Origin of the sequence: Ochrobactrum teleogrylli (genome assembly GCF_037482325.1) — a bacterium.
GTDB lineage: Bacteria > Pseudomonadota > Alphaproteobacteria > Rhizobiales > Rhizobiaceae > Brucella > Brucella teleogrylli.
In genome coordinates this window covers 141135-165472 of record NZ_JBBHKQ010000001.1, presented here as the reverse complement: position 1 = coordinate 165472, position 24338 = coordinate 141135, and the positions used below count along the sequence as shown (strand labels likewise).

Below are 24338 nucleotides of genomic sequence, written 5' to 3'. Positions count from 1 at the left end.
ATTCAGGCTGCTGCTGCTTCCGTATCGAGATCGCTCGCTTTGCGGGAGAGAACGATCTGCGTCAGCACGAATGCGGTCAGCGCACAACCGGCGATTCCGCCGACCATAGGCACAGCCGTTCCGTCGAAGAACGAACCGGTAATGCCAATCGCCAGACCGCCAATCACAAAATGCAGCGTTCCCATCAGCGCCGAAGCCGTACCGGCAATCGCGCCATAATCTTCCAGCGCCAGAACCGCCGTGGTCGGTATAACCAGCCCGAGGAAGCCGTAACCGACGAACAGGAAACTTGCGATCAGCCAGAGCGATTGATGCCCCATCAGTACGGCTGCGAACATAGCGAGCATGGCGGCAGCGAAACCGGATACGGCAAAGCGCATTACACGGCGCAGCCCGAATCGCGCACCCAGCCAACCATTCAGCTGGGAAACGCCGAAGAACGACACCGCATTGGCCGAGAAAGCCAGCGCATATTCGTTCGGGGTCAGACCGTAGTGATCGATGAGCACGAAGGATGAATTGGCCAGATAAACGAAGAACGAGGCAATGCCAAAGCCGCCGACGAAAACCAGCCCTAGGAAATAGCGGTCCTTGAGCAAGCGGCCATAGCCGCGCAGCGCGCTCCCAACGCTGCTTTCAAGCCGCGCTTCACGCGTTCGCGTTTCCTGTTGGGCCGTCGCAAGCAGCACAAGGCCGATAATCGCCGCGACCAGAACAGCCCAGAACACGCCGCGCCAGCCAAAGAAGCTGATAATGACCGAGCCCGTGAGAGGCGCCAGAATCGGCGAAATGGAGAAGACCAGCATCAACAGCGACATCAGCCGCGCCGCTTCGACGCCGGTATGCAGATCACGCACCACAGCGCGCGGAATCACCATGCCCGCCGCAGCACCCAACCCCTGCAGGAAGCGAAACAGCACCAGCACATCAATGTTGGTCGCCAGCGCGGAGCCGACGCTGCCGATGGCGAACAGAATCAGCCCACCGTAAAGCGGGACTTTGCGCCCGACCATGTCCGACAGAGGCCCACAGAAAAGTTGGGCAATCGCCAAGGCGATGAAGAAGGCAAGCAGACTCATCTGCACCGCGCCGGTTTCCGCATGGAGGTCGGCGGCAATCGTCGGCAAGGCAGGGAGATACATGTCGATCGCGAAGGGACCGACGGCGGAAAGAAGACCAAGAACAATCGCATTGCGCACAAACCTCGAAGCCATGGGAGACGCGCTTTCATCAATGTTTCGTGAGGTGCCCGCACCGGTTTCGGATCGCCAACTTCGCTTGGGAGGGTGGATCGCTGGGCTCGCAAAACCGGTACTGGATTGAATAACTCTATGTAACTGCTATGGCTTTTCAGATGATATCCGGGATATACGCGCTTAAACGGGCAAACCAGACTTCTGAAATGACTGTCACAGTCTCTTGTCTAGACGAAATGCCAAAAGGAATTTGACATTGATGTCAAATTAGACACCATTGTCCAAAACGTCAAGTCATCTTATGTTGGGCTTATGAAACCTACTGACATAATCGAAATGGCCGCCCCGCCGGTGAAGCGTAGCACCACCGGAAAAGGGCTGAATGCCGCTGCAAACACTGCCGCCATGAAGCCTGGGCAGTGCATGAAGCGCGATTTCATCCTGTGTTCTGCGGCGCGTGTTTTCTCGCGCGACGGGTTTCAGGGCGCCAGCATCGATCTGATTGCAAACGAGGCCGGCGTTTCGCGCCAGACCATCTATAACCACTACCGCGATAAGGAAGCTTTGCTTGCCGCTGTGGTTGAAGACGCCTTGGACCGCATGAATGCAAGCCTGTTTGCCGTGCTGTCCACTTTTCCACAGAGCGGTGACAATCTTGAGCGGGATCTGACGGCCTTCGCGATCCGCATGAGTCGGAACTGCGTTTACGATCCATCGGGTGCTTTTCTGCGCAAGCTTTTGCAGTCGAGTACGCCCGACATGTCTTTCGCGGGCTATATCTGCAAGACCAAGGGTCCGGCGCAGGCTGTCCCGGCCATTGCCGCGTGCCTGTCCCGTCTGGCGCTGGCGGGACATTTGCGCCTCAATGATCCTGATCTGGCGGCACTGCATTTCATGGCCCTGATCAGCGCCGATACGCAGCTGCACGCCTTGCACGGATGCGCAATCGATGACGACATCATCGAACGCAGCGCCATCAATGGCGTCAGGACATTTCTGCTGGCATTTGGCGGGACCGCTTCGTCGCCGCAAGCTGCCCCTCTCCCCTGACAGATCGAGCAGTGCTGCCGCACTTTCGCGATATATATCATCGTTTCCTGCGAGAACGAACTTGACATCTGCCTGCGAATCCGTGGGATAAGAAACCCATGGTACAGGATCTGATCCGTTACGACATTCTCGCTCAGGAAGCCCTTCGTGGCGTCATCCGCAAGGTTCTTGCGGAGGTGGCCAAGGCTGGCCTGCCGGGCAATCATCATTTCTTTATCACGTTCCTCACCGGAGCGCCGGGCGTGCGTATTTCCACGCGCCTGAAAGAGAAATATCCCGAGCAGATGACAATCGTGTTGCAGCATCAGTTCTGGGACATGAATGTCACCGATCAGCTGTTCGAAGTTGGCCTGTCTTTCGGTGATATTCCCGAAAAGTTGGTGATACCATTCTCGGCAGTGCGTGGTTTCTACGACCCGTCCGTCAATTTCGAACTTGAGTTCGATGTTGCGGCAGTTCAGCCGACCAGCGACAATGACGAAGACCACAATATCGCGCCAATCGAGATGATGCCGGTGGAAACCGCGCCCGAAAAGCCGGAAAAGCCCAAGGCGAAGTCGCGCAAGACTGCTGCTGAAAAGCAGGCAGCAGCCGCGAAAGATAATGCTGAGGGCGAAGATACGCCGAAGCCATCCGCCGACGTGGTATCGCTGGACGCTTTCCGCAAGAAGTAAATCTTCTTCCCAACTTTGCATGATTTCATAAAGGCTTTGGCTGCGCTGCGAGTATGTTGCTGTGGCCAAAAACCGTTCGTATAAAACTGTCGTCAGACAGGGCGTTATTTCATAGTATCGTACTGACCAGACCATTCGTTTTGACTTCGATCAAGGCAACCGAATTTTAAAATGATAGGATAGCGGCCATTACGGCAGTGGAAATCAAGGCGGGAATCTCATGGTCCGTTTGTTAGCGCAGGCAGTTCTCTGGATAAGCGGCGTTATCGCTGCGTTTTTCATCGCGAGCGACGCGCCGAACTTTCCCCTCTGGCAAATGACCATCGGCCTTTTGCTGCTCGTCGCGGTTTCAGTCGCGATCTGGTGGTTCACCAATCCCAAGGAACCGAGACAGTAAGCCAAGCCGACAGCTTGCAGCCCGTCGGAGCGCCGCGTTATAAAAGCGTGTGTCAACGCACTAAGAGCGCATCCCGAAAAGTGTGAAACGGTTTTCGGGTTAGATGCGCGTTAAAACAAAGAATTAGAGCGCCGATCTGATGCAATCAGATCGAAACGCGCTCTAAGCCATCCGAGACATCGACATGAGCGACATCGTCAATCTGCGGCAGTTCAAGAAAAAGAAAGCGCGTGACGCCAAGGAAAAGCAGGCGGATCAAAACCGCATTCTTTTCGGACGAACGAAAGTGGAAAAAGACTTCGCGCGCGAAGAGACCCGCAAGAGCGAACGCTTTCTGGACGTGAATCGCCTGGAGCGCAAAGACGACGCGGATGGTGAGCTTTGAGCACCGGCGGCCTGCGCAAGCACTCGGTCAGCATTCGCGGCCATGCGACCAGCTATACGCTGGAAGACGAATTCTTCGAGATTCTCCACCAGATCGCCGAAATGCGCGGCCAGTCGATTGCATCACTGGTGGCCGAGGTGGACAGCAAGCGTGAGCGCACCACCAACCTCTCATCGGCGCTGCGGCTCCACGTATTGAACTGGCTCAAATCGCAGATACCACCAGCCAGCTGATAGCAAACCGATCAGGGCTGCGGCACGGGTGCGCTCGGTGCTGGCTCCAGACTTTTCAGGAATTCATTCAGCGACTGTCCACCTTGTGGGCTGGCCAACGGCATCGCCGCGCCATTTTCGGCCCCGCCTTCCGGATTGGCTGGCCGCGGCTGCTCCGACTCGCGACGCTTCTTCTCCTCAGCTTGTTTTTCTGCTGCAACCCGTGCCGCCGCTTCGGAACGACGGCGCGTCTCGTCTTCCTGCTGAGCACGTTCACGTTCCGCCGCATCAGCTTCCAATACGCCAAGCTGACGGCGCAGACGCTGCTTTTCCATTAGACTGGCCTGCATGGCCTCGACGCGTTCCTGCTCGCGCTCCAATGCGCGCTGGGTCAGGAACTGCACAAGCGGCTGCCGGTCGAGCTTCACTTCTGGCCGGTCATAGGTTCCGCCGATGGTGAAGGCCACCTGCGGCGCAAGGCCGGTCTGCGCGCCCTCATCACCCTGGAAGGTAAAAGTTCCGCTGCCCCCGACGCCGAGCGTCGAAAGATCGAATTGCAAATCGCTCAACAAAGCTGCGTTGCCGTCCGACAGGTTGGCGGCAGACATCCGCGCCGTACCGCCCGCTACCGTGAATTCGAAACGCGCGTCGCCGGGCGTAAACCGCGCATCCGGGGCGACGGCCTTGTCGGCAATGGCGGCAAACCGCTTCGCATCCAGTTTTTCGTCGCCCGCAGGCTGATCGCCAATGCCGTCAGCGGCTGCGACCATGGCAGGCAGCGCCGCACCATCAAGACCAGCGACCGCGAATTTCTCGACATCCACGGTCGCGGTTCCCGCCAGAGAACCGACCAGCGCGGCAGCGTTTTCGCCACTGCCATTCAGCGTCACCGCAGCCTTGACGACACCACCCAGCGGGGCCGAACCATCTTCCAGATGGTAGAAATTGGCGAGGTCCGCACCGCTCCATTTCAGATCGGTCGAAAGCAGCGCATTCTTGTCGCTGTTGCGCAACGACAGGGTGCCGACGAGATAACCCCCTGCCCAGTTTCCGGTCAGTTCGGTGAGGCTCAGACTATCGATCGTCTTTTGCAGCCGCGTCGAAAACTCGGTCGCCGTGCCGAAACCTTGCATATGCGCCTCAGCAACATTCAACTTCACATCGATCAGCAGCGGCAGCGACGGACGAACCGCAAAGGCCCCACGCGGCCAGATGGACTTTTCTGTCGGCTTGGCTGGTTCAAACGCGTCCTGACCGAGCATGATGGCCGCCAGACCATCGACTTCAAGCGAAGCGAGCTTCGCTTCGCCCTTCAATTGCGGCAATCCGCTATCGGCAAAGTTCGCCTCCAGCCGCGCCGAAACATCTTCGCCACCCAACTGGCCAGCAAAATTCGGAAAGCGCAAAATGCCTTTGGCAAACTGGAAATCACTGGAAAGCTCAGCGGAAAGCCCCGCGCCATAACCCGGCAATGCATAGCCCGCTGTCGCGATGAATGGCTGCAGATCGGCTGATTTGACCTGCGCCTTGCCGCTTGCGGCAATATCGTTGCCGATCAGCGAAATCACCCCGTCAGCCGAAGCCGTGCCATCCGGCGCCGTCAGCTTGAGAAGCGTCCGCATTCCGGCGCTTGGCGCGCCCTGCATGGTCAGATCGGCGGTAAGTTCACCGGCAAGGCCCAATGGCAGCGACGGCAGGCCGATCAGCGCCAGCACTGCCTCTCCCTGCTCGGAACTAGCCGTGCCGTTCATCTGCATCTGCAACGGGTCTGCTTCCGTCTCGCCACCGCTGGCCGTTCCCGACAGGTCGAGCTTCATCCCACCGGTCTTGCCAGTGACGCTGAAGGAGAACTCGCCGCTGCCGGGCGAAGTCTTGGGCCTAGTCTCGGCTGGTCGCGCACTTTTACCCTTGGCTGCGCCGTTCTTCACGGGATTGGCTTGCGTTTCCGGCCTGACCGGCGCAACCGCATTGGCGATCACGTTGATCTCGCTGTCTTCAAACAGACCGGGGAAATTGGCCGCGCGCGCCGACAAGGCATGGAACAGCGGCAACTGCGGATAACGGTTCGCGATCAACGCGATAAAGCGGGACAGATCGCCCGAAAGGATCGTCGCGTCGAGCTTGCCCGACGGTGAATTGGCGAAAGGCTCATAGGCGCCGGTTGCCGTCAGCGTCGCATCGGCGACATCGCTGATCATCAGCCGGTCGAAATCGAAGCGTCCATCGTGAAGGCGCATCGCCAGATCGACATTGGCCGCTTCCATATCCTTGAACCGCACAGGCCCGGCCTTGAAGCCGACATTGAGCGTTTGCGCATCGAGAAGCGCCAGCCCCTCGCCGCCGGAGAAGAACGAAACGAAAGCCTGCAAGGCATCGCTCTCCACCGCGCCGCCCTGGAGATTGACGTCGATGGTCGGCTGCGCCGCCCCATTGACCTGCCGCAGCAGGGATCCTTTGAGCCACGTCTTGCCCAGACCGATTTCCAGATCGTCGATGCGCTGCATGCCGTCGCGCAAATCGACCTTGCCGGAGAAGCCGGCCCCGTCGAGCGCGCGGATCGATTCATCCACGGTCTCATTGAGCCAGGTGGCAAGACCGGATGGCTGGCGCGATGCCACCAGCATCTCACCCTTGAAACCGAAATCATCGCCAACCGAAAGCCTGCCCTTGGCCTCGACCTTGGTGCGCCCCGGCAGGTCAGCCGCGAACTGGCGAATATTCCAGTCGCCGCCATCGGGTTCGGCGTTGATCGTTACGGAGCGAATGGTGGTTCCACCGGCAACGACCGCTGGCAAACGAAGGTCAATACGGCCCGGTATGGTCGGGATTGGCAATTGTTCGAGAACGCGGCGCGCAATGGCGATGCGGTCCGTCAGCGGCATGGCGGAAGCAACCTGCTGGTCTTCCGCCGTCTCGCTTGGGCCCCAAAAAATCTGCTGCCCATCGGCGCTGATTTCAAAGCGCGGCACATTGCCGTAATCAATCAGCGCCTTGCCATTGACCACGTAAGGATTGTCGGCTGGCCCCTGCTCCATGCGGAATTCGCTTGCATCGAAGCGGTCGGTATCGGCGGCAAACTTGCCGGTGAGGCGCAGGCCACTGAAAAACGGCTTGTCGGCGGACGCGTCTTTCTGGCTTTTGGCGTTTTGCGCCACCATATCGGAGGAGCGCAGCGAAAAATCGCCCGCATAATTCAACCGGCCGTCCTTGAGGACGATATCGCCATCGGTTTCGAATGCGGCGGGAATAGCTTCCGGCGAAACACGCGCCCGCAATCGCAGAGAACCGTCAGGCTTCGCCTCGCCGCTCGTCAGATCGACGGAAAGCTTGCGGCCCGCAAGGCTAAAACTGCTTTGCGCCTGCCATGGCCCCGCGAGGCTGTTGGCCGACAGCACGGCATTCAGGCCCGTGGCCTCATGAACGCGCCCGCTTGCCAAGTCATGCAGCGTCACGGTGCCGTCGCTGATCGACAGCCGTTCGACCTTGATCTGCGATGGATCGAGCGGCGTGGACGGACGAATGGCCCAATCCACCTTGCCGTCCTTATCCAGCGAGATCGAAACGCGCGGACGCTCGACGCGCATGTCGAAAATCAGCACCTGACCGCGCAGGAAAGGCATCAGTTCCGCATCCATCGAAAACCGGGCGAGCGTCATCACCGGATGCGTTGCATCGGCCCCGACGCGGACATCGGAAAAGGTCACAGATGGAAACGGCAGCAGCCGCGCATTCACATCGCCCGCCACCTTGACAGGACGTCCCAGAATGCGGCTCGCCTCGCGCTCGAAATCGGCCCGATAGCCACTCCAGTCGACAAAAGGCGGCACCACCAGCGCCGCTGTCAAAAGCAGCACCAGAAGCCCGCCGACAATGACGAATATGCGGCCCAAGAAGCAGCTCCGGTCAGTCAGGTGAATTCGGTCAGGCGCGAGACAACAGGTGAATCACGCCATATTTACCAACGCAACATAGTGCATCATCGCACAAAGTGCGAAGCGGTTTTCAGGATTGCGCGGCAACAAAAAACAGCATCGGTTCGGCGACAACAAGGCAAGCTGCCGCCCAACCGATCCAAATAGGTCCGCTCGCTGAATCACCCTCTGAGCCGAGCGGCGCAAAAGGCTGATTTGATTCAGGAAATCAGGATTTTACCGGGGTTCATGATATTGAGCGGATCGAGCGCTTTTTTGATCATGCGCATATAATCGGTCGCTTCACCAAGCTCCATGGCGAGATATTTCATCTTACCCTGACCGATGCCATGTTCGCCCGTACAGGTTCCTTCCATGGCCAGCGCCCGCATCACGAGCCGGTCCATAAAAGCTTCTGCCCGCGCCATTTCTTCCGGGTCTTCCGTATTGAGCAGCAGAAGCAGATGGAAGTTGCCATCCCCCACATGACCGACGATCGGCGCGATGATGTTGCTCTCCGCCAGATCGCGTTCGGTCTCGGTGATACAATCGGCCAGACGCGAAATCGGCACGCAGAGATCGGTCGAAATGCCCTTGCAGCCGGGGCGCAGCAGCGACGAGGCGAAATAGGCGTCATGGCGTGCCCGCCACAGACGGTCACGCTCCTCGGCGTCCTGTGTCCAGTGGAACGGTCCGCCGCCATGTCCGGCGGCGATTTCGCCGAAAATCTCGGCCTGTTCCGCAACGCCGGTTTCCGTGCCGTGGAACTCCACGAACAGATAGGGCTGCGCTTCGTAGGGCAGCTTCGAATAGAGGATCAGCGCTTCCATCTGCAACTTGTTGACCAGCTCGATACGCGCCACCGGCACGCCCATCTGGATCGTATCGATCACCGCGCGACAGGCCGATTCCACATCCGGGAACGGACAGATGCCGCCGGAAATTGCCTGCGGAATGCCCTGAAGCTTCAAGGTCAGCTCCGTAATGATGCCGAGCGTGCCTTCCGCGCCGATCAGCAGGCGGGTGAGGTCATAACCGGCGGCGGTCTTCTTGACGCGCTTGGACGTTTCGATCAGGCGACCATCCGGCATGACGGCTTTCAGCGCCAGAACATTCTCGCGCATGGTGCCATAGCGAACCGCATTTGTGCCGGATGCGCGTGTCGAGGCCATGCCGCCGAGCGTCGCATTGGCGCCTGGATCGATGGGGAAGAACAGGCCGGTATCGCGCAGATATTCGTTAAGTTCCCTACGCGTGACGCCCGGCTCGATGACGCAGTCGAGATCTTCGGCATGGACGGCCAGAATGCGGTTCATATGCGTCAGATCGAGCGATACGCCGCCCGCCGCCGCATTGACCTGACCTTCCAGCGACGAACCAGCGCCGAAAGCCACCAGCGGTACGCGATGTTCGGCGCAAATGCGCACCACATCCTGCACGTCCTGCGTATTCTCAGCGAACACCACGATATCCGGCGCCTGCGTCGGCACATAGCTGGTGGTGTGGCCGTGCTGCTCACGCATGGCCTGCCCGGTCTGCGCCCGCTCGCCAAAACGCTGCTTGAGGATACCGACAACAGCGGCGATCCCCTCTTCATTGCGTGGAAGCGCGATCACATGCTCAAGCGACATTGTTCATTCTCCGGAATATTAAACAGCAGGAAGAGCCAATGCTGCCGGGTCCTGCCCCAGCTGCAAGGCGATGGCGCGCACGACGAGATTGTGATCCTCGCGCTGCGGCAAGCCCGAAACGATGGCGGCTCCAATCACACCAACGCCCGCAACGCGGATCGGGAATCCACCGCCCGCCAGCGCGTAATCAGTTACATCCAGCGCCTTATGCGGCGCAAACATCCGGTCTTCACGATTTTGTTCCAGAACCAGACGATAGGTCGAAGCATGGAAACGGCGCACGACATTGAACTTGCGGCGCAGCCATTCAGAATTATCCGCCGTGGTGCCGATAGTCGCCGCGAAGAACAAACGTCGGTCCCACAGCGAAATATCGATGCCCACGCCGAGCTTTTCCTTCACGGCGATATCGCGAATTCTATGGCCGAGCGCAAAAGCGTCGTTCTCGTCGAAAGACGGAAAAATCAGTGCCTGTTCCTGACGGATGATCTGCCCGATCGCCAATTTGGTGTCGTCGCCTTGCGCCACGTTTATCGCTCCATGGAAACTCAGATGGGTTTCTTGTGCCCCTTCATTCACATGTTTGCAACAGCGGATATCCACCGACGTTCATCGCCAAACTTGATTGATGGTACACAAGACGCTAGTGGAACCTTATGGCTCAGAACCCCAATATCGATGTGCCTTTGAAGGGCGACCAAATTCCCCCGTTTGTGGAGACAGCCGTGTTTAAGCGCGACGTGTTTTCCGAAACGCGCGCGGGCTATTTTGCGAACGATCCCGACACGCGCATTATCCGCCGTGTGGTGAGCGCTGCTCCCTGGTGGTCGAGCCCGCTTGCATGGATTCTCGCCCGGCGCGAAATTCGCGGTCTGAAGACCGTGCGCGGCATTGAAGGTGTGCCGCAGCTGATCGCAACGGATCGCGACGGCCTCTATCGTTCGTGGACGGAAGGCACGCCGCTGCATCTTGCGCGCCCGTCCGATCCGAAATGGTATCGCACCGCGCATCGAATCTTACGCGATATGCGCCGTCTTGGCGTCACGCATAACGATCTTGCCAAGCCGCAAAACTGGCTGATGACGCCGGAAGGCGAAGCCGCGGTAATCGACTTCCAGCTTGCCAGCGTCCATCGTCGTCGTGGCGCGCTCTATCGGCTGATGGCGTATGAAGACTTCCGCCACCTCATCAAGCAGAAACGGGCATTCGCCAAGGATCTGATGACGCCGACGGAAAAGCGCATTCTGGCGCGCCGTTCGCTGCCCTCGCGCATCTGGCTCGCCACCGGCAAGAAGGTCTACAACTTCATCACACGCGGCATTTTCAGCTGGTCGGATGGTGAAGGCACGGGCGACCGTATCGACAATGAAGGCCCGGCGATTCTGGCCGCACTCAAGTCTGATCCGCGCGTCAAGGACGTGGCGCTGGCGCTTTATTCGCTGCCAGCCAAGGGCGTGGGTCTCTATGCTTTCGTGGAAACGCTGGATGCGGACGAAAAAAGCCTGCGGGCGCGTCTGAAAAGCCAGAAGGTGGAGCTGATCCAGCCGGTCGCGCACCTGCCGCGTCGTGAAGACGGCACCATTCGCGACGATATCCTGCGGCTGATCGCCATGAACCAGATGACGGAGCTGGATGACCTGCTGCAGCGCGAGCCGGAACTGCGCGGCCTTGTGGAAGCGCTGGCCGCCCATCGCCTAAACTTCACGGACCGGCGCGTTACTCAATTAGAGTAGTCGAATATTTTAACCGTTTCGCTGGTCTTTCAGCCACGAATCATTACATTCGGGGTCAGATGTCCGATTTTCCCGACGATATGCCGTTTTTCGGCGATGATGCACCGGCTGGCCGCGCGCCAGCTACCGGCGGTATTGCGGCGCGCGCCATGGCCGCGCGCAACCAACAGCGTGGCGAGCCTGACTACCTGAAAGGGCTGAACCCGGAACAGCGACAGGCCGTGCTGACGACCGAAGGCCCGGTTCTGGTGCTTGCGGGTGCGGGCACCGGCAAGACCCGTGTTCTGACCACCCGCATCGCCCATATCATCACCACCGGCCTTGCCTATCCGAGCCAGATTCTCGCCGTGACCTTCACCAACAAGGCCGCGCGCGAAATGAAGGAGCGTATCGGTCATCTGGTCGGCGGCGCGGTGGAAGGTATGCCATGGCTTGGCACGTTCCACTCCATCGGCGTGAAATTGCTGCGCCGCCATGCGGAACTGGTCAATCTCACATCCGATTTCACCATCCTCGATACTGACGATGTGATCCGGCTGATCAAGCAACTCATTCAGGCGGAAGGTCTGGATGACAAGCGCTGGCCTGCGCGCACTTTCGCCAATATGATCGACGGCTGGAAGAATAAGGGCTTTGGTCCCTCCGACATTCCGGAAGGCGATGCGCGCTCGTTCGGCAATGGCAAGGGCCGCGAATTGTATCAGGCCTATCAGGAGCGCCTGCGCACGCTCAACGCCTGCGACTTCGGCGATTTGCTGCTGCATCCGATCCGCATCTTCCGCAACCATCCCGATATACTGCGCGAGTATCACGCCAAGTTCCGCTATATTCTGGTGGACGAATATCAGGACACCAACACCGCGCAATATCTCTGGCTGCGCCTGCTCGCACAACGACCGCAGCCAAGAAACGCTCCTGATAGCCGTACCCCGCTTTCCTTACCTCAGGGTGAGGGTTCGCGCGTCAATCTGTGCTGCGTTGGCGATGACGATCAGTCGATTTACGGCTGGCGCGGGGCGGAAGTGGACAACATCCTGCGCTTCGACAAGGATTTTCCGGGCGCGGTTGTCATCAAGCTTGAGCGCAACTACCGCTCGACCGCACATATTCTTGGCACCGCCGCGCATCTGATCGCTCACAACGAAGGCCGTCTGGGCAAGACGCTTTTCACCGAAGCGCCAAATCCCGACGATCCGCGCGTGAAAGTGCATGCAGCGTGGGATTCGGAAGAAGAAGCCCGCGCCGTTGGAGAAGCGATCGAACAGGCGCAACGTCAGGGCCATATGCTCAACAACATGGCGATCCTCGTGCGTGCTTCCTTCCAGATGCGCGAATTCGAAGACCGCTTCGTGACGCTTGGTCTCAACTATCGCGTTATCGGCGGCCCGCGCTTCTATGAGCGGCTCGAAATCCGCGATGCGCTGGCCTATATGCGCGTCGTCGCGCAGCCAGCCGATGATCTGGCGCTGGAGCGCATCATCAATACACCGAAGCGCGGTCTGGGCGAAGCGGCCATCCGTCAGGTTCACGACTATGCCCGCGCGCGTGACATTTCCATGTTCGCCGCCGCCTGTGACCTGATCGAAACGGAAGAGCTGAAGCCAAAGCCGCGCTCCGCCTTGCGCGAAGTGGTGGAAAACTTCCTCCGCTGGCAGTCGCTGCTCGACAACACACCGCATACGGAACTGGCCGAAACCATTCTCGACGAATCCGGCTACACGGCGATGTGGCAGAACGACAAGTCGGCGGAAGCGCCCGGACGGCTGGAAAACCTCAAGGAACTGATCCGTTCCATGGAGGATTATGAAAGCTTGCGCGGCTTCCTTGAGCATATCGCTCTGGTGATGGATGCCGAACAGAATGAAGATATGGATGCCGTCAACATCATGACGCTGCATTCGGCCAAGGGTCTGGAATTCGAAACCGTATTCCTGCCCGGATGGGAAGAAGGCCTGTTCCCCCACCAGCGCGCGCTCGATGAAGGCGGACGCTCCGGGCTGGAGGAAGAACGCCGCCTCGCCTATGTCGGTGTCACCCGCGCCAAGAAAAACCTGCATATCTGGTTCGTGTCCAACCGCCGCATTCATGGCATGTGGCAATCGACCATTCCGTCGCGTTTTCTGGAAGAACTGCCGGAAGCCCATGTCGAGGTCGCCGAGCTGGAAGGCAATTACGGCGGCTATGGTGGTGGTTACGGCCAGTCCCGCTTCGACCGGGCCGATCCGTTCCAGAATAGCTATTCGACGCCGGGCTGGCAGCGCGCGCAGCAGAACCGCTCGGACGCCACCCGCAACAATTGGGGTTCACGCTCCGGCAGCCGCGTCGAGCGCGTCGGCTATGGCGAAACCGATTCCGGTTTCGGCGCCGGACGCGGTTCGGTCAAGGGCCGCACCATCGAAGGCGAACTGGTCGCGAAATCGGTGGCCGACAAGCCATCGGCTTTCAAGGTCGGCGACCGCGTGTTCCATCTGAAATTCGGCAATGGCAAGGTCGCCGTCGTCGACGGCAACAAGCTGACCATCGACTTCGACAAGGCCGGACAGAAACGCGTGCTCGACAGCTTCGTCCAGCCAGCCTAATACGAAATGCAGCGAGCCGGATTATTCCGGCTTGCCTTTTTCCCACGTCACATCGCCCCTGAAGAGCGGCACGGTCGAGAGCGAGGTCTTGGCCGAACCGTCCTGCACCTGACTGGCGTGGGCCAGATAAAGCAGCGTATTGTTCTGCTTGTCATAGATGCGCGTGATGACGAGCTTCTTCCAGATCAGGCTGGTACGCTCGGAAAAGACGCGCTCGCCCTTCTGGCTGAGTTCGATATCGCCAATGATCATCGGCCCGGTCTGCTCGCAGGAAATCGAGGCATTGGACGGGTCTTCAAACCATTTTCCCTTTTGCAGACGGTCGATCATGCTGCGCGAGAAGGAAGCGAGATGACAGGTCACACCCTTGACCTTCGGATCGGGCACCGCATCGATGACGATGTCGTTGCCGACCCAGTCCACGCCAACCTTGCCGACCTGTTCGGCAGCGGCTGGAAGGATCGAAACGCCCAAAAAAGCCAAAGCGGCGAAAGTCTGCTTCATCTCGGTCTCCTTGAAATCCTGTCAGGAGAAGTGGCGCAGCTTGCCCCTCTTTGCAAGAGGTTACTGAAACACGCCCGTCAACGACCACCCTCTTCCCATTTGTCCAGAAAATCGCCGATTGCCATGGCTTGAATGTCGGGCACAGCCTCATAGAGCTTTTCAACCGACCAGTCCCACCAGCAAAGTTTCAGAAGGCGTTCGATAGTGGCATTGTCAAAACGCGGGCGAATAAGTCTGGCCGGAACGCCGCCGACCACCGTATAGGGCGCGACATCCCTGGTCACGACCGCATTCGCGCCGATCACTGCGCCATGGCCGACCGTCACGCCCGGCGTGATAACCGCGCCATGGCCGATCCAGACATCATTGCCGATCACCACCCGTTTCGCCTGACGGCGCGCGCGAAAATCGCCATCGACGCCGAGATAGCGGAAATATTCATTGGGGCGGTAGCTCAGCTTATGCGTGGTCAACCGTTCCATCGGATGTTCCAGCGCATTGATCCGCACATTGGCCGCGATGGAGCAAAACTTGCCGATCTCGGCATAAATGCCTTCGCCGTTGCGCTCGAAATAGGTGAAGTCGCCGACTGTCACTTCGCGCAATATGACCCGCTCGCCGATATCAGCATAGCGTCCGAGCTTCGAGGATTTGAGCTGCGCGGTTGAATGAATGCGCGGCTCGCTGTTCTGGAAACGAAGATCGTCGGAATTGGCCATCAAAAGTCTCAGGGTTTTGAAGGCGACTTAAGCCGCCTGCTGCGAACTCTGTTCGCTCGATAAGTATGCCTTGATAACATTCGGCAGCACATCGTCAAACTTTGCGAGCAGCGCTGCATGAATTTGCGCCTGAAACTGCGGCTCGAACCGTTCGAAGCCCTGCACACAGCCGAACGGAGCCGAACCGTTTCGGATTTTGTCCAGCTCCTCGCCCCAATGCTTGGCTTGCACAAAGTCGAGATAAGCCAGTTCCCGTGCCGGGTGGACGGGCGTGTTATGCTCCGCAATTTCCAGATGGTTGGCGAGCGAAACAGTGTTGAACTGTTCGATATTGCGATAGCGGAACCCCACCTGCCGGTTCAGGACATCGGGGCGTTGGGCAAAGAACGAGGCCAGCGTGCTGCGTCTCAGCGGATGCGGGTGGTGATGGATGCTCAGGAACCTGTCCTTCACCCCGGCTGTGACAGCGCCTTTCCATTGCGCAAGGCGGAATTTCGGGAACGTATATTCGTATCGGGAAATCTTTCCGAGAAAGCGCCGCAGCTTGTACTTCCAGCGGGAATTTTCTGGTCGCACCCAGTCGCCATGCAATCTGGGGCGTCCGTTTTCATAAAGGTCGGACACGTCCAACGGGGCATTCAGAAAGAAATCATCGTTGGAATAGATGAAATGTTCCGAAAGGCCCGGTATGCGCCACACCGCACCTTCGATGGCTCTCGCATTAAAGGACGGACGTGCTGCGGGCAGACCTTTGAAAATATCGTCATGCGAGACAATCTGGATGAAGGACGGATCACATTTTCCCTCGGCCGCGAAAGCATCGAGCAGCCGCGGCTTCTGATTGTCGGTGATGATGAAGATACGCCGTATGAACGGCGCGAACTTAATCACCGAGGCGATATTGTAATAGATTTCGCCATTGTCGAAGTAGCGCTCGCTGGTTACCGCTTCGAAATGGGTCTTTTCGGAATCTGGCGCAAATTTCTGCCGCGAGGCCTTATGCGCCGGGTCCTGACCATCCACCCACGCGATTACGTAATCGATTTCCAATGCGGTTCTCTTGAAGTATTGCAGTTTTATAACTGAAATATAACAATCCACCGGTCGATACCAAACGAAATAGCAGACTTCCGCGTTCAACTTTGGTTGTCCGGCAAACAAAATGATTGAACAAAAATTTCAGAAATTATTGAAAACTGAGAAAAGAACCGTAGATTAGGCCCACTTAGAGCGGTTCCGGTTAAAACGGTATCGGGCAACCGCTCTATCTATTTATTTTTACGCATTATCCTACGCAAAGCCGCTACGCACTTTTGCTGGAAATGCTCTAGAAGTGCGTGATTGTAGAGCACGCGAAGGCGCGCTCAGAAATGCAGGGTTCATCGGACATGAAAAAATTTCTGCCCATCTTCATCATTGCCTTCATCGTCGTGATTGTCGGCGCTGCTGGTTTCAACATGTTTCGGGACCGTCAGGCGGCGAAGGAACCCTTCGGCGGACCGCTCAATCTCGTCACGATGGATGGACAGCCCTTTACCGAAAAAGACCTGCGCGCCACGCCTTCGGTCATTTTCTTCGGTTTCACCCATTGCCCGGATGTCTGCCCCACCACGCTTTACGAGCTTGACGGCTGGCTGAACCAGCTGGGTGCCGAAGGTCAGGACCTCAAGGCCTATTTCATCACCGTCGATCCTGAGCGCGACACGCAGGACATCATGAAAACCTATGTCGGCAATGTCTCGAAGCGCATTGTCGGCATCACCGGCACGCCGGAAAATATCGCCGACATGGTCAAGTCGTACCATGTCTACGCCAAGAAGGTTCCGGGCGAAGACGGCGAATACAGCATGGATCACACGGCATCCGTCTTCCTGCTCGACAAGGGCGGACGTTTCCGCAGCACCATCGCCTATCAGGAAAACCCGGACACCGCGCTGCAAAAGCTGAAGAACCTCGCCAAGGGCGCTTCCGCCGGCTAGTGGTCTGATTCCAACATTTGCATCCCTCGGTTCACGCGCTGAGCAAATGTTGGAATCAAAAAACCACTAGCAAGAATATGTATCTAGTGGATTTTTCGAATTTGACGTTTGAAACAGCATCTATGTCAGCCGGGATTCAAACGTCAAATTCAATCCACTAGTTCAAAGCCGCCCCCTGCTTTCTTTGGCAACCGCCCTTTGGCGGGCACGTAAATCCCAAAGATTCGAAGCGCCATTTATGTGTTCGGATGGACGCGCGGCGCTCTGACAGCTAAACAGAAGCTCTTGAACTTTTAGAGAGCTTTTTACCTCATGGCCCAGTCACGACTTTTCTTTTCGGCGAACAAGGCGGAAGCCGAGCGCGTTTACAATATTCTCGAGCAGGCTTTCGAGGATGACGGCTTTCCCATCGCCATCACCGAAATTGATGAAGACCGGCAGATTTTCGAAGTTTCGGTCTATGTCGAGGACGGCGCTGAAGAGGTCGCGGCCCGTGTGGATGAGCTTGTCGGCGCCGACAAGTTCGAAACCGAGGAACTGCCGGATATTGATTGGGTCACCCATTCGCTGGAAGGTCTGAAGCCGGTTCGCGCCGGGCGTTTCTTCGTCCATGGCTCGCATGACCGTGACAAAATAGAACCGAACGACATTCCGATTGAGATCGATGCGGGTCTGGCCTTCGGCACGGGCCATCATGGCACCACCGCTGGCTGCCTCGAACTGATCGAGGAAGTCGTTGAGAACGAACATCCAACCAATGCGCTCGATCTTGGAACCGGCAGCGCCGTGCTAGCCATCGCCATTGCAAAGCTCGCGCCGATCCCGGTCCTTGCCACCGACATCGACCCGATTGCTGTCACCGTCGCGGCAGAAAACGCCGCCAAAAATGGCGTTGCCGAGCATGTCATCACGGCGACGGCAGAAGGTTTCGACCATTCGATCTTCCGCTCCTATACGCCTTTCGATCTGATCGTCGCGAATATTCTCGCCAATCCGCTGATCGAACTTGCGCCCTCGCTGAAACAGCATCTGGCTCAGAGCGGTTCGATTGTCCTCTCCGGCATTCTGGAGAGCCAGCATGATGCAGTGCTCGCCGCCTATCAGGCGCAGGGCCTGACGCATCAAAAGACGCTGCATCGCGAAGGCTGGGTGGCGATCCATCTGAAATAATGTGATCCCGGAGACGGGACGCAAGAACGGTTATCTTCCATCTGTTGTGAGTTAGACCCATGGCTTTTCAGTCCTTTGACGTCACCACCAATCCGGCCAATGGCGCGCCCCGCGTGGCGAAGCTGCGCGAGAAAATGGCGGCCCTCAGCCTCGATGGTTTTCTGGTGCCTCGCGCCGACGAACATCAGGGCGAATATGTGCCGCCTCATGCTCAGCGCCTCGCCTGGCTGACCGGCTTTACCGGCTCGGCAGGTGCGGCCCTGATCCTGAAGAAGTCGGCCTATGTCTTTATCGACGGACGTTACGAATTGCAGGTGCGCGCGCAGACCGACTCGAAAATCTTTTCCTATGAAAGTCTGGTCAGCACGCCGCCATCCGTCTGGCTGGCCGAAAACGGCAAGGGCCTGACTATCGGTTTCGATCCATGGCTCCACACCATTTCCGAAGCCCATGCGCTTCGCGAGGCGCTGGAAAAGCAGGGCGGCACGCTGGTTCCGGTCGAAACCAATCTGGTCGATGCGGTGTGGGACGATCAGCCCGCCGCGCCAACCGCTGCCGTGACAATCCAGCCCGCACGTTTTGCGGGTCATGAAGCCGCAGACAAGATCAGGGACATGCAGAAGGCGGTCACTGCCAGCGGCGCCACGGCCACCGTTCTGACCGATCCCTCGTCGGTCGCATGGGTGTTCAACATCCGCGGCAAGGATGTTTCCAACACGCCCCTGCCCTTGAGCTTCGCCATCATTCCGGCCAAGGGCGAACCGGAAATATTCATCGACGAAGCCAAGCTTGCCATTGAGCCCCGTGCCTATCTCACCCAGCTTGCCAAGCTGTCGGCTCCCAGCAATCTGGAAGGCCATCTCAGCGCACGCGCCGCAAAGGGTGAAGCCATTCTGCTCGACCCCGCACTTGCGGCAGAAAAACTGCGCCTGATTGTCACCGGCGCAGGCGGCATTGTGATCGAAGGCAAAGACCCTGCCCGCATTCCACGGGCGGTAAAGAACAAAGCCGAGCTTGACGGTTCACGTGCCGCGCATGAGCGCGACGGCGTGGCGATGGTCAATTTCCTGTCCTGGGTCGATGCGCAAAAGCCCGGTACGCTGGATGAAATCGGCGCAGCACAAAAGCTGGAAGAATCACGCGCCAGCGCTGGACGTGACTTCCAGATGCCGCTGGAAGACGTGTCCTTCGACACGATTTCGGGCGCTGGCCCCAATGGCGCGGTGATCCATTATCGCGTCAATACCGATACCAACCGCACTCTGCAGGATGGTGAACTCTATCTGGTTGATTCCGGCGCACAATATCGCGACGGCACCACCGATATCACCCGCACGGTTCCGGTGGGCAAAATCGCGCCAGAAACCATCAAGGCTTTCACACTCGTTCTGAAAGGCGTGATTGCGATCAGCACAGCACGCTTTCCGGCAGGCACGCGTGGGCAGGATATTGATGTTCTTGCCCGTATCGCGCTGTGGAAGCACGGCTTCGATTATGCCCATGGCACCGGCCATGGCGTCGGCGCTTATCTCTCGGTGCATGAAGGACCGCAGCGGATCGCCAAGACGGGTTCGCAGGAACTTCTGCCGGGTATGATCCTCTCCAACGAACCGGGCTACTACAAGCCGGGCTCGTTCGGCATTCGTATCGAGAACCTTATCATCGTCACCGAGCCGGAACTGCCGGAAGGCGGTGACATTCCGATGATGGGCTTCGAAACGCTGACTTTCTGCCCGATTGATCGTCGTTTGATCGACAAGGCGCTTTTGACGCAGGAAGAGCTGGACTGGCTCAACAATTACCACGCCCGCGTGCGTACAAAGCTGTCAGGCCATCTGAAGGATGCGGAACGCAAGTGGCTGGAGACCGCCACCGCCCCGCTATAAGTTCAAATGGGGAAAAAATGGCGTAGCGCAATCAATAGCGCTGCGCCAGCAAAGAACATCGTCATCATGCTGACCCGCAAGGACAGGATGACGCAAACGGCCAGCACGAGCAGTTCGCGCCAGCCATGATCGGATGCGGGTGCGGCGACAATCGCCGTCAGCACAGCCGCAGGCACTGCATTCAGCGCCGCTTCCACACGATAATGCAAACGCTCAAAACGCGACAAAACCAGATGCCCGCCAATACGGGTCAGATAGGTGAAGAAGGCTGCGGCAATGATGATCCAGGTCGTGGTATCCATGGGCGTCAAACCTTCGCATTCTGCGGCTTAGCGAGAAGCGCGGCAAGCAACACGCCCCCGGCGGCCCCAAGCGTTACATGCCAGGGCGAACCGACGAATTTATAGGCGGCGATGGCAGAAATCGCGCTGACGACAACCACCTGCCACCAATGCCTGCGATGCCGGAAACTCATCACCATGCCGAGGAAGTAGATCGGCAGCAGGAAGTCGACGCCAATCGCGTAAGGATCGGAAATCAGGTCGCCGAACATCGCGCCAACCCATGTTTCCAGAATCCAGCAAATATAGGTCGTCAGCCCCAGCCCCATATACCACGAGAAGCTGATCTTCTTGCCTGCTTCGCTGCGAATCTCCACCTCCGCATATTGCGGGTCGACCAGCACGAAGAAGGCGACGGCCTTCTGCAAGAATGAAAAGTGGCGGATGCGCCGCCCTACTGTCGCGGAATAGAGCACATTGCGGAAATTGACCGCGAAGATGGAGAGAACAATCATCCATGGTGTGATATTCTGCCCGAACAGGTCGAGGCCAACCATCTGGCTGGCGCCGGCATAGAGCGATGCGCTCATAAACACCGCTTCGCCGACGGACAGGCCATTATCGATAGCGACCGCACCGAACAACACGCCGAAAGGTGAACCCGCCAGCACAATCGGCACTGCACGTTTCGCGCCTTCGATAAACTCGCTGCTCGCAGAGACCTTTGCAGGCCTGAAACCCTGGTCCACGGAATCCCCTCCTTCAGCCAAGGAGCCATTAGAGCCTGAATCAAAAAGCGGCATGTGTGTGCGAAAATGGTGATTTTCGAGTACCGGAGCGGAGCGTACTTAAGGTACGTGAGCACCGGAACGTAGAAAATTGCCATTTGCAGCCACACAGGACGACTTTTGGAACAGGCTCTTAGGCAATTCCATGACGTGTTGGAATACGTTTCCGGTAAAAATCATACAAATAGAGACGGTGCGGTCAGTTTATCTGACTGACGCAACATTTAGGCACCACTCATGCAGATAATTGATGTGGCGATCAATCCGGCTGATCGGGCGGCAGGGTGCCTTCAATCTTTCTGATCCAGTCAACCAGAGGCCGCGCGCGCTCGACAAAGTCAACCAGCCGGTCCGCAAGCGCTACCTCAGTGATGCTGTCCGGATCGATCTCCATGCGCACGGCGAAATGGCGATTGCGAATCGCCTCCACGAGATCGGGTTCCGTCACGCTTTCAAAGCCGCGTGGCGTCCGTTTCAGGCGGTCGTTACTGCTGATCTGCAAGCCGTTCTTTTTCAGCTTTGCGACCACGGCGCGATATTCTTGGGGCTTCTCGGAAATCGCTTTGCGGATGGCCAGCAGAAGCTTCGGTTTTGGCCCCCACCAGGCAACACCGGCATAGCAATCGCGCACGCCGGGCAGACCGATGCAGACATAAAAACAGCCGCTTTCGTCCCATTTGGTACCGGAGCGTGAAAGCAGCGCCGAAAGGTGCCGGTTATAGGGCGCTTTGTCCTTGGAAAACCGCGTATCGCGCTTGATGCGGAACTGCGATTTGACGCGGTCGCCCTTGAAGCCAAGCCCCGCTTTTTCAAAGCGTGCGCTCAGTTCTTCAATCAGATCGCCAAGCGGCTCTTTCAGGTGTTCCTCAAAGAGATCCTTGTTCTCCACAAACCATTCCCGGTTCTGGTGGAAATCGAGCGCCTTCAAAAATGGAATAGCCTTGTCGCCAAACCCCTTGAACGGTGCCATTCGATCAGCCCTCCCCGACGAGCGTGAACCAGGCGTCTTCATCGATGACTTCGATGCCAAGCTCTGCGGCTTTTGCGAGCTTGGAGCCAGCACCCGGACCCGCCACCACAAGATCGGTTTTCTTGGAGACGGAACCGGCGGTCTTCGCGCCGTAGCGCTCCGCCATGGCCTTGGCCTCGTCGCGGGACATGCGTTCCAGACTGCCGGTAAACACCACCGTCTTGCCTTCCACCGGCGAGCCGGTGGCGACACGCGCCGCTTCGTCAAGCGGGGTCACTTCCGCCAGAAGAGCGGCCAGCACGTCGCGATTATGCGGCTCACCGTAAAAATCCACCACCGCTTCCGCCACGATGGAGCCGATGCCCTCGACGGCCAGCATATCCTGCCAGGCATCATTACCCTTGTCGGTGCGGTCGCCACCTTTGGGAGGCTGAGCTTCCAGAGCCGCTTTCTCAAAAGCGGCATAGGAAAGATAAGCGCGTGCAAAACGCTTAGCGTTGACTTCGCCGACATGGCGGATACCGAGGCCGAACAGGAAGCGGCTCAGCGCAATTTCACGGCGGTCATTGATCGCGTCATAGAGCTTCTTCACCGAAGTTGCTCCAAAACCCTCGATGTTTTCCAGCTTCTTGAGTGGCGATGCAGCCTGACGCTTTTGCAGCGTGAAAATATCGGCAGGCGATTTGATCTTCAGGCTCTCATCTTCGGCATGGAAGAAAAACTCGACCTGCTTTTCGCCCAGACCCTCAATGTCGAAGGCATTGCGCGACACGAAATGGCGAATACGCTCAACGGCCTGCGCAGCGCAGGTCAGCCCGCCCGTGCAACGATAGACGGCCTCGCCTTCCTCGCGCACGGCATGACTGCCGCAGACCGGGCACTGGTGCGGGAACGGAAATGGCACCGCACCGGCGGGCCGCTTTTCCAGCACCACATCGACGATCTGCGGAATGACATCGCCAGCGCGCTGCACGATCACCGTATCGCCGATGCGAATGTCGCGCCCTTCGCGGATCGGCTCGCCCTTCTGGCCGATGCCCTTGATGTAATCCTCATTGTGCAGCGTGGCATTGGTCACCACCACGCCGCCGACGGTGATCGGCTCCAGTCGCGCTACTGGCGTCATCGCACCGGTGCGCCCGACCTGAATATCGATGCCGCGCAGAATGGTGGTCGCCTGTTCCGCCGGGAACTTATGCGCAATCGCCCAGCGCGGGCTGCGCGAGCGGAAACCAAGCCGCGTCTGCAGATCGAGCCGATTGACCTTATAGACCACGCCATCGATATCGTAGTCGAGATTGGGGCGCTCCAGACCAATGGCACGGTAATGGGCGATCAGTTCATCGACGCTCGACAGGCGCTTCATCAGCGGATTGACGGGGAAACCCCAGCTGCGAAAAGCCTCGACCATGCCAAGCTGCGTATCGGCTGGCATATCGGACATCTCGCCCCAGGCATAAGCGAAGAAGCGAAGCTTGCGGCTTGCCGTCACCTTGGCGTCAAGTTGGCGCAGCGAACCAGCCGCCGTGTTGCGCGGGTTCACATAGGTCTGCTTGCCTTCGGCTTCCATTTGGGCGTTGAGCGCCAGAAAGTCGCTCTTGGCCATATAGACCTCCCCGCGCACTTCCACCACCGATGGCGCGCCCGCCGGGAGCCGGTTTGGGATCTCGCCGATGGTACGGATATTGGCGGTCACGTTTTCGCCCGTCGTACCGTCGCCGCGCGTTGCGCCGCTGACCAGAACACCGTTTTCATAGCGGATCGACATGGAAAGCCCGTCGATCTTCGGCTCGGCGGTAAAGGCGATGGAACTGTCCGGCAATTGCCCCAGAAACCGATAGACGCTGCCGACGAAATCGCGCACGTCCTCGTCCGAAAAGGCATTGTCCAGCGACAGCATGGGCCGCGAATGCACGATAGGTGCAAAAGTCGCCAGCAGAGGCGCTGCGCCCACACGGCGCGAAGGGCTGTCATCGCGCACCAGTTTCGGGAAACGCGCTTCTATCGCCTCATTACGCCGCTTTAGCGCGTCATAATCGGCATCCGAAATCTCCGGCCTGTCATTGGCATGATAAAGCTCATCGTGATGAGCAATCTCACGCGCCAGTCGCTCCAGTTCGGCAGCAGCTTCAAGGTCGGTCAGTTTTTCAACGGGAGTTTCGGACATATGCGACAAGCATCCTGGCTATCTGAATCGACCAGAAACATATCCAAGAAAAGTCATTTAGCCTACAGCCGCCTGACTTTACGAACAGAGGATACTGTCAGATAGC

Annotated in this window: 21 protein-coding genes; 10 read left to right on the top strand and 11 right to left on the bottom strand. The window is 58.2% G+C overall.

Translation table 11 applies throughout. The features are described from left to right. Positions 1 to 2: 2 nt before the first annotated feature. The gene (locus WIX40_RS00835) at positions 3 to 1214 is read right to left on the bottom strand and encodes a multidrug effflux MFS transporter (protein ID WP_339438007.1); all 1212 of its coding nucleotides are present in this window, start codon (positions 1212 to 1214) and stop codon (positions 3 to 5) included. A 294-nt stretch (positions 1215 to 1508) separates the two neighbouring features. Here WIX40_RS00835 and WIX40_RS00830 point away from each other — a divergent pair, with 294 nt between their 5' ends. The 5 genes from WIX40_RS00830 to WIX40_RS00810 all read left to right on the top strand — a co-directional run bounded on the left by WIX40_RS00830 (position 1509) and on the right by WIX40_RS00810 (position 3935). Beyond that, positions 1509 to 2246, top strand: coding sequence for a TetR/AcrR family transcriptional regulator (locus WIX40_RS00830; protein WP_109369386.1), 738 nt, complete (start codon positions 1509 to 1511; stop codon positions 2244 to 2246). Positions 2247 to 2344: 98 nt separating this feature from the next. Then, complete coding sequence (locus WIX40_RS00825) at positions 2345 to 2920, top strand: SspB family protein (protein ID WP_109369387.1); 576 nt, start codon at positions 2345 to 2347, stop codon at positions 2918 to 2920. Positions 2921 to 3140: 220 nt separating this feature from the next. After that, positions 3141 to 3317, top strand: a complete 177-nt coding sequence (locus tag WIX40_RS00820; RefSeq protein WP_167836041.1) for a hypothetical protein — start codon at positions 3141 to 3143, stop codon at positions 3315 to 3317. Between the two features lie 184 nt (positions 3318 to 3501). Continuing rightward, positions 3502 to 3702, top strand: coding sequence for a DUF4169 family protein (locus WIX40_RS00815; protein WP_109369388.1), 201 nt, complete (start codon positions 3502 to 3504; stop codon positions 3700 to 3702). Beyond that, positions 3699 to 3935: a ribbon-helix-helix domain-containing protein gene (locus WIX40_RS00810; RefSeq protein WP_109369389.1), complete on the top strand. Its 237-nt coding sequence runs from the start codon at positions 3699 to 3701 to the stop codon at positions 3933 to 3935. The genes WIX40_RS00815 and WIX40_RS00810 overlap by 4 nt, the downstream gene beginning before the upstream one ends. 11 nt (positions 3936 to 3946) lie before the next feature. On the opposite strand, the gene WIX40_RS00805 is transcribed toward WIX40_RS00810, so the two are convergent. The 3 genes from WIX40_RS00805 to WIX40_RS00795 all read right to left on the bottom strand — a co-directional run bounded on the left by WIX40_RS00805 (position 3947) and on the right by WIX40_RS00795 (position 9984). Continuing rightward, positions 3947 to 7804, bottom strand: a complete 3858-nt coding sequence (locus tag WIX40_RS00805) for an AsmA family protein (protein WP_339438000.1) — start codon at positions 7802 to 7804, stop codon at positions 3947 to 3949. Between the two features lie 242 nt (positions 7805 to 8046). Next, positions 8047 to 9456 (bottom strand): FAD-binding oxidoreductase, encoded by a 1410-nt coding sequence (locus WIX40_RS00800; RefSeq protein WP_109369391.1) that lies wholly within the window; start codon positions 9454 to 9456, stop codon positions 8047 to 8049. 18 nt (positions 9457 to 9474) lie between these two features. Next, a complete protein-coding gene (locus WIX40_RS00795) occupies positions 9475 to 9984 on the bottom strand; it encodes a heme-degrading domain-containing protein (protein WP_109369392.1) in 510 nt (169 codons plus the stop codon). Positions 9985 to 10112: 128 nt separating this feature from the next. Between WIX40_RS00795 and WIX40_RS00790 the strand changes: the two genes are divergently transcribed. Both WIX40_RS00790 and WIX40_RS00785 read left to right on the top strand, forming a co-directional pair. Continuing rightward, positions 10113 to 11189: a serine/threonine protein kinase gene (locus tag WIX40_RS00790; RefSeq protein ID WP_109369393.1), complete on the top strand. Its 1077-nt coding sequence runs from the start codon at positions 10113 to 10115 to the stop codon at positions 11187 to 11189. A 59-nt stretch (positions 11190 to 11248) separates the two neighbouring features. Next, positions 11249 to 13768: an ATP-dependent helicase gene (locus WIX40_RS00785; protein WP_109369394.1), complete on the top strand. Its 2520-nt coding sequence runs from the start codon at positions 11249 to 11251 to the stop codon at positions 13766 to 13768. A gap of 21 nt (positions 13769 to 13789) precedes the next feature. On the opposite strand, the gene WIX40_RS00780 is transcribed toward WIX40_RS00785, so the two are convergent. The 3 genes from WIX40_RS00780 to WIX40_RS00770 form a co-directional block, all read right to left on the bottom strand. Next, a complete protein-coding gene (locus tag WIX40_RS00780; RefSeq protein ID WP_109369395.1) occupies positions 13790 to 14272 on the bottom strand; it encodes a CreA family protein in 483 nt (160 codons plus the stop codon). 77 nt (positions 14273 to 14349) lie between these two features. Continuing rightward, positions 14350 to 14991 carry a DapH/DapD/GlmU-related protein gene (locus tag WIX40_RS00775; RefSeq protein WP_109369396.1) on the bottom strand — a complete coding sequence of 214 codons (642 nt, stop codon included), beginning with the start codon at positions 14989 to 14991 and terminating at the stop codon, positions 14350 to 14352. A gap of 27 nt (positions 14992 to 15018) precedes the next feature. Further along, positions 15019 to 16041, bottom strand: a complete 1023-nt coding sequence (locus tag WIX40_RS00770; protein ID WP_121536380.1) for a stealth family protein — start codon at positions 16039 to 16041, stop codon at positions 15019 to 15021. Positions 16042 to 16379: 338 nt separating this feature from the next. Between WIX40_RS00770 and WIX40_RS00765 the strand changes: the two genes are divergently transcribed. The 3 genes from WIX40_RS00765 to WIX40_RS00755 all read left to right on the top strand — a co-directional run bounded on the left by WIX40_RS00765 (position 16380) and on the right by WIX40_RS00755 (position 20026). Further along, positions 16380 to 16970 carry an SCO family protein gene (locus WIX40_RS00765; RefSeq protein WP_121536620.1) on the top strand — a complete coding sequence of 197 codons (591 nt, stop codon included), beginning with the start codon at positions 16380 to 16382 and terminating at the stop codon, positions 16968 to 16970. A gap of 312 nt (positions 16971 to 17282) precedes the next feature. After that, a complete protein-coding gene (locus WIX40_RS00760) occupies positions 17283 to 18140 on the top strand; it encodes a 50S ribosomal protein L11 methyltransferase (protein ID WP_121536382.1) in 858 nt (285 codons plus the stop codon). Between the two features lie 59 nt (positions 18141 to 18199). Then, positions 18200 to 20026, top strand: a complete 1827-nt coding sequence (locus WIX40_RS00755) for an aminopeptidase P family protein (RefSeq protein WP_121536384.1) — start codon at positions 18200 to 18202, stop codon at positions 20024 to 20026. A 2-nt stretch (positions 20027 to 20028) separates the two neighbouring features. Here the strand turns inward: WIX40_RS00755 and WIX40_RS00750 are convergent, their stop codons facing one another. The 4 genes from WIX40_RS00750 to ligA form a co-directional block, all read right to left on the bottom strand. Further along, on the bottom strand, positions 20029 to 20328 hold the full coding sequence (locus WIX40_RS00750; RefSeq protein WP_121536386.1) for a branched-chain amino acid transport AzlD family protein: 300 nt from the start codon (positions 20326 to 20328) through the stop codon (positions 20029 to 20031). A 5-nt stretch (positions 20329 to 20333) separates the two neighbouring features. Beyond that, on the bottom strand, positions 20334 to 21056 hold the full coding sequence (locus WIX40_RS00745) for an AzlC family ABC transporter permease (protein WP_121536388.1): 723 nt from the start codon (positions 21054 to 21056) through the stop codon (positions 20334 to 20336). A gap of 298 nt (positions 21057 to 21354) precedes the next feature. Next, entirely contained in the window at positions 21355 to 22065 is a 711-nt protein-coding gene (locus WIX40_RS00740) for a DUF2461 domain-containing protein (RefSeq protein ID WP_121536390.1), read from the bottom strand. 4 nt (positions 22066 to 22069) lie between these two features. Then, positions 22070 to 24232, bottom strand: a complete 2163-nt coding sequence (gene ligA, locus WIX40_RS00735; protein ID WP_339437990.1) for an NAD-dependent DNA ligase LigA — start codon at positions 24230 to 24232, stop codon at positions 22070 to 22072. Positions 24233 to 24338: the final 106 nt, after the last annotated feature.

Excerpts from the sequence above, each read along its gene's own strand:
- ligA (WP_339437990.1), bottom strand. The coding sequence starts at position 24,232 with ATGTCCGAAACTCCCGTTGAAAAACTGACCGACCTTGAAGCTGCTGCC.
- WIX40_RS00740 (WP_121536390.1), bottom strand. The coding sequence starts at position 22,065 with ATGGCACCGTTCAAGGGGTTTGGCGACAAGGCTATTCCATTTTTGAAG.
- WIX40_RS00750 (WP_121536386.1), bottom strand. The coding sequence starts at position 20,328 with ATGGATACCACGACCTGGATCATCATTGCCGCAGCCTTCTTCACCTAT.
- WIX40_RS00755 (WP_121536384.1), top strand. The coding sequence starts at position 18,200 with ATGGCTTTTCAGTCCTTTGACGTCACCACCAATCCGGCCAATGGCGCG.
- WIX40_RS00780 (WP_109369395.1), bottom strand. The coding sequence starts at position 14,272 with ATGAAGCAGACTTTCGCCGCTTTGGCTTTTTTGGGCGTTTCGATCCTT.
- WIX40_RS00820 (WP_167836041.1), top strand. The coding sequence starts at position 3,141 with ATGGTCCGTTTGTTAGCGCAGGCAGTTCTCTGGATAAGCGGCGTTATC.
- WIX40_RS00785 (WP_109369394.1), top strand. The coding sequence starts at position 11,249 with ATGTCCGATTTTCCCGACGATATGCCGTTTTTCGGCGATGATGCACCG.
- WIX40_RS00830 (WP_109369386.1), top strand. The coding sequence starts at position 1,509 with ATGAAACCTACTGACATAATCGAAATGGCCGCCCCGCCGGTGAAGCGT.
- WIX40_RS00775 (WP_109369396.1), bottom strand. The coding sequence starts at position 14,991 with ATGGCCAATTCCGACGATCTTCGTTTCCAGAACAGCGAGCCGCGCATT.
- WIX40_RS00760 (WP_121536382.1), top strand. The coding sequence starts at position 17,283 with ATGGCCCAGTCACGACTTTTCTTTTCGGCGAACAAGGCGGAAGCCGAG.
- WIX40_RS00790 (WP_109369393.1), top strand. The coding sequence starts at position 10,113 with ATGGCTCAGAACCCCAATATCGATGTGCCTTTGAAGGGCGACCAAATT.
- WIX40_RS00815 (WP_109369388.1), top strand. The coding sequence starts at position 3,502 with ATGAGCGACATCGTCAATCTGCGGCAGTTCAAGAAAAAGAAAGCGCGT.
- WIX40_RS00835 (WP_339438007.1), bottom strand. The coding sequence starts at position 1,214 with ATGGCTTCGAGGTTTGTGCGCAATGCGATTGTTCTTGGTCTTCTTTCC.
- WIX40_RS00825 (WP_109369387.1), top strand. The coding sequence starts at position 2,345 with ATGGTACAGGATCTGATCCGTTACGACATTCTCGCTCAGGAAGCCCTT.
- WIX40_RS00765 (WP_121536620.1), top strand. The coding sequence starts at position 16,380 with ATGAAAAAATTTCTGCCCATCTTCATCATTGCCTTCATCGTCGTGATT.
- WIX40_RS00800 (WP_109369391.1), bottom strand. The coding sequence starts at position 9,456 with ATGTCGCTTGAGCATGTGATCGCGCTTCCACGCAATGAAGAGGGGATC.